We start from the raw sequence: 13956 nt of genomic DNA, 5'->3' as shown, positions 1-13956 counted from the left end.
CTCAGGCAAAAATAAAATATTTTGTCTGTCTGTTTAGCTCATCAATTCCTGATAGGTTTTTCTGATGATGATGTACATCAGGCAAAGGAAAAAACCTAAAAATGCACCTATTTTTGTGCTGCCGCCTACGGTGTAATCTTTGCGTAGTAAAGGCAAACGTACAGGTTGAAGTAATGTGAATAATGGAGTATTATGTATTAAAAGCATACGCAGGTTTTCAACAGTTGCCATTTGGGTATAATACTGGTTTGAAACAAAGGTATTATTACGGTTTAACTGTTGCTGGCGCATGGGTGCGGTAGGGTCAACGGCATTGATATTCTGGAAAGTAGTAATGGCTAACTGGCGGTCAGTTGCATTTAATTTGCTTTGTAGCTCGTTCAGACGCTCTACCTGAATATCGTATATATCTCTTGTTTTCTTGGTGCGTACCTCCACATAAAATTCTTCAAGCGTTTTAAGCAATGTTTCAACCCAGATTTTGGTCAGCATTTCGTTATTAGTCGTAGCCGACAAAATCATGATTGAACTATTTTTATCTAAAGGTTTTAGTTCTGTTTGGGCCAGTAGTTTCTCATAAATAGTGGCCATCAGTTCGTTTTCGACCTTTGTGAATTTCTCAGGGCTTTTAGGGGTAAATCTGAAATTAATGGCGGCTTTATTAGGCTCATGGAAGAAATCGCCTCCCCATTCTTTACGCTTAATATCACTACTGTCTTTATAATAATTAATGAAAAGCATTTTACGGTTGCCAACAGTAACTTCTTTCATCAAAGCTCTTTCGTAGAGTGTTTTTGACGCAATAACCAGATTAAAGTTTCCGCCACTGAATAAGTCGTTCGACTGCGCGCCACCACCCATACCACCCACACCAAAGGCGTTGGCAAGGCCGGCAAAGCCACCCATCTGGTTCTGGTTGGCAGAACCAGACTCAAGGTTAAACTGGATTTCTCCGTAAAACTGAGATTCTTTAAAGTTTTTTATGTCGAGCAAGATACTTATAAGCGTACCCAGTGCAATGCTAATTAATAGTAACCTCCACTCGCTACCAATGAGTCTAAAGACGCCGATTATCTTCTTGAAAAGGTCTTTGGTACTAATTTGCTCTTCTTGTATGATTTGTGTTTCAGCCATTGTTTTCTTATATCTTAATGTTGTGTTTATGCCTGATTATCTTGTTATTCTGAAAATACCTATGATTCCGATAAGTGTTGTGATGGTAGCACCCAAAGTACCAAGTAAGTTCTGAACCTGAGATATCTGTTGCTGTGCTGTTGAAGTTTTTTGCGGAACAATAATCTCAGAGCCCGGAGCAACTTTCGGATAAATATTAACGAACAGGAATCGTCTTGTTCTGTCTACCGACCCGTTAGCATACAAAATATAAGATTTACTTTTTAATGAGCGTTTGGTAAAACCACCCGCTTTTGAAATGTAATTAATGAAGTTATCTCTATCAAAATATTTTACAGTAGTAGGGTATAATACTTCGCCTTGTACACGCACCGTTTCAAGACGTTTCGGGATACGTATAATGTCACCGTCTTGTAAAATCATGTCTTCGTTAGAACCCGGATTTTCAAGAATCTTTCTCAAATCAATACCGATAGATGATTTTTTGGTTGCGTCTACATCTTCTACTTCAATGGTCTGGTTACCTTTAACGCTATTGGCAATTTCTGTAATTGCTCTTCTGCGTTGTTCAATTTCAATTTCACTTAACTGAATTTCTCTGATAAGCGTTGCGCCTTCAAGATATGATTGTGGAGTAAGCCCGCCTGCACGTTTTACAATATCAGATACTTTTTCATCTTTGCTTTTGATACCATATTTTGCGGGGAAAATTACTTCGCCTTCCACTTGTACAAATGCCTGTTTAACATAGTTAGGCGATTTTCTGATGAAAATCTCATCGAAAGGGAACAACACAAACGTATTACCTGCCTGTTCAACACTCAGGTCTGGTCTGATATTAAATTCAAACGTGTCTGAAATCTGGGCGTTAGCTGAGGTCGGGTCTACGTTTCTTTTACGACGCACCACTTCAACTCTTGATAAGGAAGCTGATTCGGATAAGCCACCTACTTTTACCAGTACGTCTTCAATAGTTAAGTTTCTTACAAAAGGGACTTCGATACCATCTTCTCCCTCAGGATTATTTATTGCGCCCTGTATACGCACATAGGCAGGTTCTGTAAGGTCAAAGATAGAAGGAATCGTGATAAGGTCTTCTCTTTTCAGAACAATATCAGAGGCTTTTCCTTTCATAATATCTTCCAGATTAACCGAGATATTTTCAATAATCATATCCTCACGAGTTCTGACAATTGAAATACGGCCAGTTAGTGCTTCGCCTTTTAGCCCTTCTGCCGATTTAATCAATTGCAAAAGAGTTGGATTACTATCTAACGAGTATTGTCCCGGACGGAAAATAGCCCCTTCAATAGAAACCATGTTTTCGTATCTTTCCAGAAGTCTTTCAGTAACAATCGAGTCGCCCGACATTACATTGAAGTTAGCAAAGTCAGCCTCCATTACATCAATAATTTTGCGCTCTCTGCTAGTGTTTCTATGTACTTTCAAGCGATGTGTATAAGCATAGGGGTTAAATCCTCCGGCATATTCAAGCGCATCTTTTAACTTTTCGTTTTCAGTTAACTCAAATAAACCGTTTCTTTTGGTATTACCCTGAATAGCCACACGTGCAATGTATGGTATTACCTGAACTATATCTTGGTCTTGCAGAATAATATTGTTTTTGGCAAAGCCTTTCATGAGTAATTCGTAAAGGTCAAGGGTGGCTACCACTTTGTTGTTACGAATAACCTGTATTTTTCTGTACGTTCCGAGTTCGTTAGGCCCACCACATACATAAAGTGCATTAAGTATCGTTGAAAGAGATGATAACGTGTAGGTGCCCGGAGCAATCACTTCACCCGTAATGGTTACTTTTATGCTTCTGATATTACCTAATGATACCACCAGAAAAGTATTTGCCGGATACCCCGAATTTGGTTGTAAGCCTACATATACTTTAGAAAGTTTGCTTAATATCTTTTCGCGGGCTTGCTCCATGGTTGAGCCTGCCAGATAAACCAGACCTACGCGGTCAAGGGTAATATAGCCATCAGGCGAAACAACAGCCTTATAATTGGCTTGTGAGTACCCATATATATCAATAATAAGTTGGTCGTTCGGGCCGAGTATGTAGTTACTAGGTGTTGCAATATTAATGGCCGGAGTAGGGTCAAACTTAATGGTATTAAATAAGTTATAACCAAAAATTCTTCTTCTTAAGGTTGCCTTTGCTACATCTTGCTCTGCTTCAGCTTCACGAATGGCACGCAAAGAGTCCTCTTTGGTCATTGCCATTTGGTCGGCAGCGTCTAATTTAAGGATTCTGGCAGCCTTTGGGTCGTTGGTATTCGTGGTGCGATTACGGTTAGGTAATGGCTGATTGGGGGCCTGCTGTGTTGTTCTTGGCCCGGGTGTATTGGTGCCAGGGGTATTGGCTGGCGCATTGGGGTTTGCTGGGGTATTAGCAGGAGTATTTGTTGGGGCATTGGCCGGATTTTGTCCGAAAGAATTGCTTATTATTAGCGTAAAAAGCGTAAATTTGAAGAAAATTTGTAAGAAATTATTTTTGTTAAATTTCATATCTATAACGTTATTTGCCGTATTGCTGTATAAGTATTTAATGGACAATTCATGAAAACATTGCAAAGTAAAGGAAGTTTTTTTATTTTCTTGCTGTTTCATGTTAAGTATGTGTTAAAAAGAACTTTGAATTGCAAAGTAAAATATAAAAAGAATTAAATCAAAATTTTTTTTTCACCATGGCTGAAAACAAGGAAGTGACTTATAATGAAGATAGTATTCGCTCGCTTGACTGGAAAGAACATATCAGGCTAAGGCCAGGTATGTATATCGGGAAATTAGGCGACGGGTCGGCGGCCGATGATGGTATCTACGTGCTTTTAAAAGAAGTGTTAGACAATTGTATTGACGAGTATGCCATGGGTTATGGCAAATCAATAGAAATAAAGCTCGACAACGGTGTTGTTGAGGTAAGAGACTACGGGCGAGGAATACCACTGGGAAAAGTAGTTGATGTAGTGTCAAAAATAAATACGGGGGCAAAATATGACAGTAAAGCCTTCCAGAAAGCAGTAGGTCTAAATGGGGTAGGTACTAAAGCCGTTAATGCGCTTTCATCTTATTTCAGGGTACAGGCTTTTAGAGAGGGTAAATCAAAATGGGCTGAATTTAATAAAGGAGACTTGGTAAAAGAATCAGAATTACTCGATTCAGACCAAAAAAATGGTACACTGGTTACTTTCACCCCTGATAATACTGTTTTTAAGCATTATCATTACATTCCACAATTTGTTGAGGCCATGATATGGAACTATTGTTACCTCAATGCAGGAATGACAATAGTGTTCAATAAACAAAAATACCTTTCACAGAACGGATTATTAGATTTACTTCGTAGAAAAACCGACGAAGAGTCGCTCCGGTACCCGATAATACACCTGAAAGGAGAAGATATTGAAGTAGCCTTGTCGCACGGGAATCAATACGGCGAAGAGTATTATTCATTCGTGAACGGGCAAAATACTACACAGGGAGGGACACACCTTTCGGCTTTCAGAGAGGCAATTGTACGTACCGTAAGAGAACACTTCGGTAAAGACTACGCGCCAGAAGACATCCGTCAGTCAATAATAGGAGCCATTTCTATCAGAGTACAGGAGCCTGTTTTTGAGTCTCAGACCAAAACAAAGTTAGGTTCTCTTACGATGTCGCCGGAGCCTAATTCGCCAACTATCAGAACATTTGTCGGAGATTTCCTGAAAGAAAAACTCGATAACTTCCTGCACATGAATCCGGCCATAAAAGATGCGTTGAAAAAACGTATCGAGCAGTCGGAACGAGAGAGAAAAGAACTGGCAGGTATCAAAAAGCTGGCTAATGAACGAGCTAAAAAAGCGAACCTGCATAACCGCAAATTACGCGATTGCCGTTTTCATCTAGATGACGAAAAGAACGAAAAGCGTTTTGATACCGTAATGTTTATTACCGAAGGAGACTCGGCGAGTGGGTCAATAACAAAAGCCCGAAACCCTGAGTTACAAGCGGTATTCAGCTTGCGCGGAAAACCTCTCAACTGCTTCGGCTTAACTAAAAAAATTGTTTACGAAAACGAAGAGTTCAACCTGTTGCAACACGCCCTGAATATTGAGGACGGGCTTGATGGACTCCGATATAATAAAATAATTATTGCCACCGACGCCGATGTAGACGGTATGCACATCAGGCTCTTATTACTGACTTTCTTTTTACAGTTCTTCCCAGATTTGGTGAGAGAAGGGCACCTCTATATTCTGGAAACACCTTTGTTCAGGGTAAGAAATAAAAAAGAGACAATCTACTGTTATTCGGATGAGGAAAAACAGAACGCTATTAAAAAACTTTCGCCCAAGCCCGAAATAACCCGTTTTAAAGGACTTGGAGAAATCTCGCCAGATGAGTTTGAAGGCTTTATCGGAGAAGATATCAGACTTGAGCCTGTTATTCTGGAAAAAGAGTCGACAATTGCTAAAATTCTGAGTTATTACATGGGTAAGAATACCCCTGAGCGTCAGCGATTTATCATTGAGAATCTGAGAGTAGAAAAGGATGAACTTGACGAAACACTAGTGAAAATATTAGAAGAAGCCTAAAACCTGATAGAGTTGTTGCTTATGGTATTGCAGTGCATGAAACTATCATAAGCAATGATTCTATAAAATTATAAAGATACTTACCAAACCAACCTATATAGAAGTGACACTTGAAGAAGTAAGAAAACACATCGATTCGATTGATGACCAGCTATTGGTATTATTAAATAACCGTATGCAGTTAGTGCATAAAGTTGGTGAAATAAAACGTTCAACAAAAGCCTTGATTTATCGGCCAGAAAGAGAAAAACAAATTCTGGACAGGATGAATGCCCAAAATGATGGCCCACTGAACAAAGAAGCCATTGAGGCTATTTTTCTGGAAATATTTGCAGCTGCCAGAAACATCGAACTCCCTGAAAGAGTAGCTTTTCTGGGGCCTGAAGGAAGTTTTACGCATCAGGCAGCCGAAAGCCGTTTCGGGGCTATGAGCGAATACATGACATTGCCCACCATTAAGTCGGTATTTGAGGCAGTCGATACAGGTCGTGCAAAATTTGGTGTAATACCTATCGAAAATAATCAGGAGGGTATTGTTTATGAAACCGTTGACCTGCTCAACGAAATGAACGTAAATATTGCAGCAGAATTAAAAATACCAGTACACTTTGCTTTAGCTACCGAAGCCGAGAATCCTTCAAAAATCAAGAGAATTTACTCAAAAGATATTGCTTTCAGGCAGTGTAGAGGATTCTTGAATAAATATTTTGAGCAGACACAGCCCGAAGAGATTCAGGTGGAATCGACATCAAAAGCAGCAAAACTGGCAGCAGAAGACCCCGAAAGTGCGGCTATTTGCTCAGGCATTGCGGCAAAACTCTTTAGCTTGCCTATATTATTTAATAATATTGAAGATAACGGCCAAAACCGAACAAGGTTTTATATTTTGGCAAAGGATTTTGTAAATCAGAAAAGCGAGAATGATAAGACTACTATTATTGCACGTTTGCCAGACACCGATAAACCGGGTATTTTGGCTAATTTCCTGCAAGATTTCAAAAAGAATGGCATTAACTTAACTAAAATCGAAAGCCGCCCTTATAAAGGAAGCGAGGATTTTAATTTCTGGTTTTTTATTGAACTGGAAGGCTTTTACAAAGACGATAACGTAATAAAAGTATTTAAAAAGCACCGTAATGCCATAAAATGGCTGGGAAGCTACGTGAAAAATGCTTAAACTATTTTTTGCGGAAAATGGCTATGGCGGCAATCAAAACCCAGATAATATTAACCGCCATTGATGGGTAAGCATGATGAAAATACGTATTTATTACGAAACATATTCCGCCAATAGCATTTGCCCAGATGTATCTGGCATCTTTGGCATCGAGCTTGCCCTGAATATTCAAAAAATAGGAGCCGGTTACTAAAACGGCTCCTATCCAACCAATTATTTCTACAATATTTAACTGCATAAAATTTGTATTGCGGTTTGTTTATCTTTCAGAATCTGTGCTTTTAATTCTTCAAGCCCGTTAAACTTTTGTTCTGCTCTGATAAAATCTATCAGTTCAACGGTAATGTTCTCGCCGTAAATATCATCATTGAAATCAAGGATATATACTTCTTGTGTGCGGCCGATGCCATCAACGGTTGGTCTGTTACCGATATTCATGATTCCGTTGAGCCATTGGCCTCTCACAAGTGTTCTTACTGCATATACGCCATTAGCCGGAATTAACTTGTAAGATTCGGCCACTTGTACATTTGCAGTCGGGAAACCTATGGTTCTGCCTAATTGCCGGCCTTTGACAACAATACCCGAAAAACTGTAATTTCTGCCTAATAAATCATTGGCAGTTTTTACTTGCCCTTCTAATAAAGATTGTCTTATTTTGGTAGAACTAATAACCGAGTTTTCAATTTCCTGTCTCGAAATCTCTTCAATTTCAATACCAAAACGGTCTGAGTTATCGGCCAGGTACTGAAACCCTCCTTCGCGATTTCTACCAAAGCGGTGGTCATAGCCAATCACTAACTTTTTAGTACCAATGGTATCAATTAATATTTTCTGTACGTAGTCTTCTGAACTTAGCTCCGAAAATTCGCGGGTGAAAGGCACCACAAGTAAATGGTTTACCCCCTGATTTTCGAGTAAAGCTATTTTCTCATCAACTGTCGACAATAACTTCAGGCTCTGGCTGTCTTGCGAAACAACCATGCGCGGGTGTGGCCAGAAAGTTAAAACAACCGACTCTCCGTTAGAAGTCTTTGCTGTTTCCCGTAGAATTTGTAAGATTTTCTGATGACCAATATGAACTCCATCAAACGTGCCACTGGTAACAATGGCATTTTGTAATGGCTTAAAATCTGCTAAACTATAATATACTTTCAATGTGTCAGGTAATTTATACTAATCTGAGGCTGGCAGAAACAAAAAGCCTGCTTAGCTATTGGCGGCAAAATTACGAATATTCTCTAAAAACTGGTCGAGAGTTAGGGCATTTTCAATTTTAAAATCGCCTATTCTGGTTCTGCGAAGCGAACTCATATAAGCCCCCGATTGTAATAACTGCCCGAAATCACGAACCATACTTCTGATATAAGTTCCTTTTGAGCATACAATTCTGAATGCAATTTCTGGAAAATGAGTAGTATCTACCTCAAAAGTTTTTATTTCTACTTGCCTTGGCCTTATGGCTATTTCCTGTCCCTTACGGGCAGCCTCGTAGGCTCTTTTGCCATCTACTTTTATAGCCGAAAAAGTTGGAGGGATTTGTTCGATAAGACCTGTAAGCCGCGCCACAGTTTCCTGAATAGCTTCGGGTGTGATGTGGTCTGTCGGGAATTCGCCATCGAATTCGGTTTCAAGGTCAATAGAAGGGGTAGTTTTACCTAATACAAGTGTACCGGTATATTCTTTTTCTTGTGCCTGATAGTTGTCGATTTCTTTGGTTTTTTTATTGGTACAAAGTATCAGCAGACCTGTTGCGAGGGGGTCTAAAGTACCTGCATGGCCTACTTTTTTGTATTTTCCGGCATAACGAACCTTATTTACCACATCGAAAGAGGTCCATCGTAGAGGTTTGTCAATTAAAATAACCTCGTTTCTTTCATCAATATTTGTCTGCATGAATTTCTGAAAACCAACTTAACTTAAACTATTTTTAACTCATAACCCGCAGCCAGAAGCCCCAGAATTAACAAGCCGACAATAATTCTGTAATACCCGAAAACTTTAAAGCCATATTTTTGAAGATACCCTATAAAAAATTTGATGGCTATCATGGCTACAACAAACGCCACAACGTTGCCAACAATTAGTAGTTGCAACTGGTCTGAACCAAAATTGAGTGTGCCTGCCTTGTAGCTTTTAAGTAGTTTGTAAGCGGAGGCCGCGAACATGGTGGGTACTGCCAGAAAAAAAGAAAATTCTGCCGAATCCTTACGCGTAAGCCCCTGAAACATACCACCTATGATGCTGGCTGCTGAACGGGATACGCCCGGAATCATGGCAATACATTGAAATAACCCTATTTTCAGGGCATCGCCGTAGGAAATCTGGTCTTTGGTTGCTTTATTTTCAAAGTATTTGTCAATAAAAACCAGAACAATACCTCCTAGCACCATAGTAATAGCTACTACCATTACACTTTCTAGAAGTGTATCAATGAAATCATTGAGCAAAAAACCAATTATTGCCGCCGGAATAAATGCCGCCAGAAGTTTGGTATAAAACTGAATTGATTGAAAAAAGCGTTTCCAATAAAGAACTATTACCGCCAGAATAGCACCAAACTGAATATTTACCTCGAAAACCTTCGTAAAATCGAGTTCCCCAATGCCCATAAACGACGCTCCGATAATCATGTGACCTGTTGAGCTAATAGGTAAATACTCGGTTATTCCTTCAATGATAGCAAGGATAATAGCTTGAAAAAGACTCATTGTAAATAAAAATAAGAATAATAATAATCAGGACATACCCATAATTGAGGGTACAATTATTTCTTTTTGAATATGGCGTAAAACTCAAATATAAAGCCGATAAACGCAATAGCTGGCCCTAGTGTGATACCTAAAAAACCAAAACCGAACTCTTCTTTATCCTGAGTCATGATGATGAACCCGAGGGCAATCAGACCAAGACCAATTAACATTAAAACATAATTCTGTTTGCTAAAAGGAAGCCCCTCTACATTTTTATTATCCGACACCGAATCCTTAATGCTCGATACCGCACCTTTAAGTTCTGTTGTTTTAGGCGTGATTTTTTTCATAATTGTAAACCTTCTTATCCCAAAGAAGTATGTTAAATGATGTGAATCATGTTTGGGGATATGCTCAACATGAAACAATAATTGATTTTAAATAAATGATTTAGTACAAGCCTTCGAGGTCGGTTCTTAAATATCGGTACATCGACTGATAGGTGCTCAACACACCTATTAATATACCTAATAAAATAATACCTATGCAAAGAAAGGCTATTCGGGTGTAATCCTGTAATATAACTAGGTCTTCAATCTTATGTACAGCAATTTGTTGTACACCAAAGAAAAGACCAACTCCTATGGTTCCTGATAGTAAACCATGCCATATACTCCGCCCAATAAAAGGCTTCTGAATAAACCAGTCGGTTGCGCCCACAAGTTGCATACTTCTGATAATAAGCCTTTGCGAATAAAGTGCCAGCCGGATGGTGTTATTAATTAACAGAAAAATAGCTATTAATAAAACTACTATTACCGAAGCAATAATCAGAAAAGCCTTGTAGGCATTTTTATTGATGCTATCAACAAAGTCTTTTGCGTAATCAACCTCAAAAACACCAGAAATCTGTTCAAGGTCACTTTTTATATTCTCAAGATTGGCTTCACTCAGATAATTTTCCTGAATCCTTAAACTAAAGGCATCTCTATAAGGGTTTTCTCCTAAAATTGTGTTGAAATCCTCATTGGTATCTTTCAGAACTTTCTGAGCCGTACTTTCTTTAGATATAAAGTTTATCTGCGGTACATTATCAGCATAGGCAATGTAGCCTTTTTTTGCTATAATGTTTCGTACCGAATCCTGTTGTATCTGAGTAAGCGATTTATCCAGATATACCTGCACTTCAATATTTTGTTTTACATACTTTACTAACTGTTTGGAGGTCAGGGCAATCCAGCCTGTAAAGGCAATCAGAAATAAAGCAGTTGATAAGCTTATAATAATTAACAGGCTCGGATAACTACCTAATTTTCGTTTCTGCATAGTAATGTATTTTGAACAAATCTTTGTATTCCGGGTAATTCGGGGCAAAGATAAAAAATGTAGTAGAAATAAAGTGTATTTTAATTATTTTTAACAGATTCCGATGTTTCGCCTCTCCAGCGGGCTATTCTTTCGGGCATATCCTGCTCAATAATATTTTTTACTACTTCTGTAATTTCTTCGATGGTAGCTTCGGGTGAAAAGTAAAGTGGGTCTTTGAATTTTACCCGTAGTTCGGTATTTCTTTTTTTGTAGGCAAGGCCAGTTTTATTGAAGGCTCTTCTGAAACCATCAATTACAACCGGAACAACAATAGGATTGTTTTCTTTTATAATATAAGCAGTGCCTTTCCGAATAGGGGCATAAGGGCTAGTAGTACCTTGCGGGAAACTAACTACCCAGCCAAATTTTAACCCTTGCGAAACCTTGCTTCCTGCGTTTGTATCAAGTTCACGTTTAACGTTTTCACCTTTAGTGCGCCATGAGCGTTCGACCAGAATAGCTCCTGCCAGACTGAATATCTTCGGAATCAGGCCCTCTTTCATGGTTTCGCTTGCTGCTACATAGAATGTTCTTGCACGCGGAGCCAGCAAAGCCACAGGCAGTACTTTATTACCAAAGCCCCATTTAACCGAGCAAAAAATATGATAAAACGTAATTACATCGGCAAAATAAGTCTGATGATTCGAGATAAAATATACATTCTGGTTGGGTAGCTTGGCAATTTTTTCAGCACCTTCCACTTTAAGTTTATTCGCTACCGCAATGCGCCAGTAAGTAGGAAATCCAGCTATTAATATAATCAGACGTTTAAGAATGAGCCAGTTACCAAAAGGGTCACGTTCAAATATACCAAATATATCAATATAGGAAATATACCTAAAAAACGGATTAGGGTCGTTACTCGGAATGGGAAGAAAATTACGTAATACTCGAAGCATTATAGACAAACATTTAATTGAGCATATTATGTAACTAGGCAAAAATCTGTCTAAATAAAGATTTTTGCCTGAATTATGCTCCTTTTCAACGGCTTAGGGTTTAATTAAATTGAAATATAGGAATAAAATCTAATAAAATCAAAACCTCAGAAACGCAATTTTACTGTTTTTGAGGAATAGCCAGTATATCAAAGTGTTTCCAGTTAAGCATGTTGTCGCGGGTGATATGTTCTTTTGCTGCTTTATCATCAAAACCGCCTATATAAAATAAGTCGTATCCGAGGTCGGCAATCAAATCGTATAGAAAAAATCTTTCTGTTTTTGATAATTTCGGGAAACACTCAAAAATCAGATTCGGGCGATGTTTTTTTATAAAAGGAAGAATTGATTTCAGAATTTCTGTATCATAGCCTTCGGTGTCTACTTTTATAAGTGTCAGATTTGGCAATACTTCGGGGTAGAGTTCATTAAGGTACCGTTCCAGATTAACCCCATGAACTTTATCAGCCAAGGCGTATTTCCCATGCTTGTTTTGTTGTGATTCTGATATACCACCATTATTATAGGTTGCCTCTGAAGAGTTATAAAAGAAGTCGCCCTCATGGGTGGTAATAGCAAAATTCAGGGGAATAATATTGGTAAGGGTTTTGTTTAGTGAAGCGTTTTTTTCAAGAATTTTAAAAACGTAAGGGTTAGGGTCGAAGCCCAAAACAGTTCCTTCTTTTCCGACTGCCAGCGCCATTGGTATGGTTGAGTCGCCGATGTGCGCGCCAATGTCTATGACAAAATCACCTTTCTTGAGTATTTTTTTGAAAAAATTTACCTGATTTTGAGAAATATGTTTTTCTGCTTCAAGTGGGTTAAGCCATCGGGCAAAACTCACTTTTCCGAGTTCTGGTAAATCATAATCTACTACTTCATGGCCATATTCTTTGAAGGTAGTTTTAACCTTATACTTTTCAAATTTTCGTTTTAGATAAGTAAACATAATGTAAGTAATTTATATAAATAATAGTGATGAGATAATTTCATGAAAGGTAACGCTAACCCAATGAAACTGTTACAAAGATATTAGATATTTTGAAAGTGCCATGTCAAATGGGTGTTTTACACAATAAACACTGCTGTATGGGTTAAAAATGATTGAAAATACCTAGCAATAACTAGGTATTTATGGAAATAAAAATGGAGTTATCTGTCATGAAACAAATAACTCCATTGGGGGTTTGATAGTTAATATTTTTAATTTCTTTTGCTTATTTCGTCTCTTATTTTTGCGGCTTTTTCGTATTCTTCGTTAGCTAAAGCCTGTGATAACAGATTATTTAACTCATCAAGATTTAAATCTTTCAAAGAGTCTTTATTCACTTTCTGAGGTCTTGACGAAGAAGTTATTAACTCCTGAGGGTCATCGGCTGCTTTTGCTTCCTCTGTGGTAATGCCAGCTTCGGATAAAACCTGACTGGTGGTATAGATAGGAACCTGAAATCTCAAGCCAATAGCCACAGCGTCGGACGGGCGTGAGTCAATCGATTTCTGACGAATACCATCTGTGCAAATTACCTTAGCATAATAGATGCCTTCTCTAAAATCTGAAATTAGAATTTCTTCAACAGTAAAATCAAAAGCACGGGCAAATGATTTAAACAGGTCGTGTGTCATTGGACGATTGGGCGTAATACGTTCCATTTCAATGGCAATTGCTTGTGCTTCAAATATGCCAATAAAAATTACCAACCTTCGGTTACCAAATTCTTCCCCTAGCACTAATGCAAAAGTACCTGTCTGCGATTGGTTAGGGTATAAGCTTATTATTTCGAGTTTTATTTTTTCCACGGTGCAAATATAAGGATTTCTTAATTTGTCTATTAATGTAAACGATAAAAAAGTCGTGAGCTGTAAAGCCAGATAACTTTTTAACTTCAAATTAACTCTTTTGGTTTCCAAAGTTACATAAAACTAAGCAATTTGAATTTTATAAAATTACTAAAAATGCCCTTTCGAGTATATAGAACAAGGTTTTAATTTAGATTTTATTATTGAGTGGTATATAAAAGAAGCGTTTCGTTCAGGCTTTGGAATATAAAAAAATC

13 protein-coding genes are annotated in these 13956 nt (G+C 38.2%); 2 read left to right on the top strand and 11 right to left on the bottom strand.

The features are described from left to right. Positions 1-33: 33 nt before the first annotated feature. Positions 34-1134 (bottom strand): hypothetical protein, encoded by a 1101-nt coding sequence (locus tag WAA15_RS03670; protein WP_337041094.1) that lies wholly within the window; start codon positions 1132-1134, stop codon positions 34-36. A 36-nt stretch (positions 1135-1170) separates the two neighbouring features. Then, positions 1171-3657: a polysaccharide biosynthesis/export family protein gene (locus WAA15_RS03665; protein WP_337041093.1), complete on the bottom strand. Its 2487-nt coding sequence runs from the start codon at positions 3655-3657 to the stop codon at positions 1171-1173. A gap of 179 nt (positions 3658-3836) precedes the next feature. Here WAA15_RS03665 and WAA15_RS03660 point away from each other — a divergent pair, with 179 nt between their 5' ends. Continuing rightward, positions 3837-5726, top strand: coding sequence for a DNA topoisomerase IV subunit B (locus WAA15_RS03660; RefSeq protein WP_337041092.1), 1890 nt, complete (start codon positions 3837-3839; stop codon positions 5724-5726). Positions 5727-5829: 103 nt separating this feature from the next. Further along, on the top strand, positions 5830-6903 hold the full coding sequence (pheA, locus tag WAA15_RS03655) for a prephenate dehydratase (protein WP_337041090.1): 1074 nt from the start codon (positions 5830-5832) through the stop codon (positions 6901-6903). Position 6904: 1 nt separating this feature from the next. Here pheA and WAA15_RS03650 read toward each other — a convergent pair whose 3' ends face one another. The 9 genes from WAA15_RS03650 to WAA15_RS03610 form a co-directional block, all read right to left on the bottom strand. Then, positions 6905-7141: a CBU_0592 family membrane protein gene (locus tag WAA15_RS03650; RefSeq protein ID WP_337041089.1), complete on the bottom strand. Its 237-nt coding sequence runs from the start codon at positions 7139-7141 to the stop codon at positions 6905-6907. Continuing rightward, a complete protein-coding gene (locus WAA15_RS03645; RefSeq protein ID WP_337041088.1) occupies positions 7132-8061 on the bottom strand; it encodes a bifunctional riboflavin kinase/FAD synthetase in 930 nt (309 codons plus the stop codon). The genes WAA15_RS03650 and WAA15_RS03645 overlap by 10 nt, the downstream gene beginning before the upstream one ends. A 51-nt stretch (positions 8062-8112) precedes the next feature. After that, on the bottom strand, positions 8113-8799 hold the full coding sequence (gene truB, locus WAA15_RS03640; RefSeq protein WP_337041086.1) for a tRNA pseudouridine(55) synthase TruB: 687 nt from the start codon (positions 8797-8799) through the stop codon (positions 8113-8115). 23 nt (positions 8800-8822) lie between these two features. Continuing rightward, positions 8823-9614 carry an undecaprenyl-diphosphate phosphatase gene (locus WAA15_RS03635; RefSeq protein ID WP_337041084.1) on the bottom strand — a complete coding sequence of 264 codons (792 nt, stop codon included), beginning with the start codon at positions 9612-9614 and terminating at the stop codon, positions 8823-8825. A gap of 56 nt (positions 9615-9670) precedes the next feature. Beyond that, positions 9671-9946, bottom strand: coding sequence for a DUF3098 domain-containing protein (locus WAA15_RS03630; protein ID WP_337041082.1), 276 nt, complete (start codon positions 9944-9946; stop codon positions 9671-9673). 100 nt (positions 9947-10046) lie between these two features. Further along, on the bottom strand, positions 10047-10922 hold the full coding sequence (locus WAA15_RS03625; protein ID WP_337041081.1) for a cell division protein FtsX: 876 nt from the start codon (positions 10920-10922) through the stop codon (positions 10047-10049). An 80-nt stretch (positions 10923-11002) separates the two neighbouring features. After that, positions 11003-11863, bottom strand: coding sequence for a lysophospholipid acyltransferase family protein (locus tag WAA15_RS03620; protein WP_337041080.1), 861 nt, complete (start codon positions 11861-11863; stop codon positions 11003-11005). Positions 11864-12023: 160 nt separating this feature from the next. Beyond that, on the bottom strand, positions 12024-12851 hold the full coding sequence (locus tag WAA15_RS03615) for an FkbM family methyltransferase (RefSeq protein WP_337041079.1): 828 nt from the start codon (positions 12849-12851) through the stop codon (positions 12024-12026). A 254-nt stretch (positions 12852-13105) separates the two neighbouring features. Beyond that, positions 13106-13699, bottom strand: a complete 594-nt coding sequence (locus WAA15_RS03610; protein WP_337041077.1) for a bifunctional nuclease family protein — start codon at positions 13697-13699, stop codon at positions 13106-13108. Positions 13700-13956 lie beyond the last annotated feature (257 nt).

The sequence above is a fragment of the Emticicia sp. 17c genome, from assembly GCF_037153985.1.
Lineage (GTDB): Bacteria > Bacteroidota > Bacteroidia > Cytophagales > Spirosomataceae > Emticicia.
Note: the sequence above shows the minus strand (reverse complement) of the source record. Positions and strands in the feature narration are given on the sequence as shown.

Excerpts from the sequence above, each read along its gene's own strand:
- WAA15_RS03670 (WP_337041094.1), bottom strand. The coding sequence starts at position 1,134 with ATGGCTGAAACACAAATCATACAAGAAGAGCAAATTAGTACCAAAGAC.
- WAA15_RS03665 (WP_337041093.1), bottom strand. The coding sequence starts at position 3,657 with ATGAAATTTAACAAAAATAATTTCTTACAAATTTTCTTCAAATTTACG.
- WAA15_RS03660 (WP_337041092.1), top strand. The coding sequence starts at position 3,837 with ATGGCTGAAAACAAGGAAGTGACTTATAATGAAGATAGTATTCGCTCG.
- WAA15_RS03650 (WP_337041089.1), bottom strand. The coding sequence starts at position 7,141 with ATGCAGTTAAATATTGTAGAAATAATTGGTTGGATAGGAGCCGTTTTA.
- truB (WP_337041086.1), bottom strand. The coding sequence starts at position 8,799 with ATGCAGACAAATATTGATGAAAGAAACGAGGTTATTTTAATTGACAAA.
- WAA15_RS03635 (WP_337041084.1), bottom strand. The coding sequence starts at position 9,614 with ATGAGTCTTTTTCAAGCTATTATCCTTGCTATCATTGAAGGAATAACC.
- WAA15_RS03630 (WP_337041082.1), bottom strand. The coding sequence starts at position 9,946 with ATGAAAAAAATCACGCCTAAAACAACAGAACTTAAAGGTGCGGTATCG.
- WAA15_RS03625 (WP_337041081.1), bottom strand. The coding sequence starts at position 10,922 with ATGCAGAAACGAAAATTAGGTAGTTATCCGAGCCTGTTAATTATTATA.
- WAA15_RS03620 (WP_337041080.1), bottom strand. The coding sequence starts at position 11,863 with ATGCTTCGAGTATTACGTAATTTTCTTCCCATTCCGAGTAACGACCCT.
- WAA15_RS03615 (WP_337041079.1), bottom strand. The coding sequence starts at position 12,851 with ATGTTTACTTATCTAAAACGAAAATTTGAAAAGTATAAGGTTAAAACT.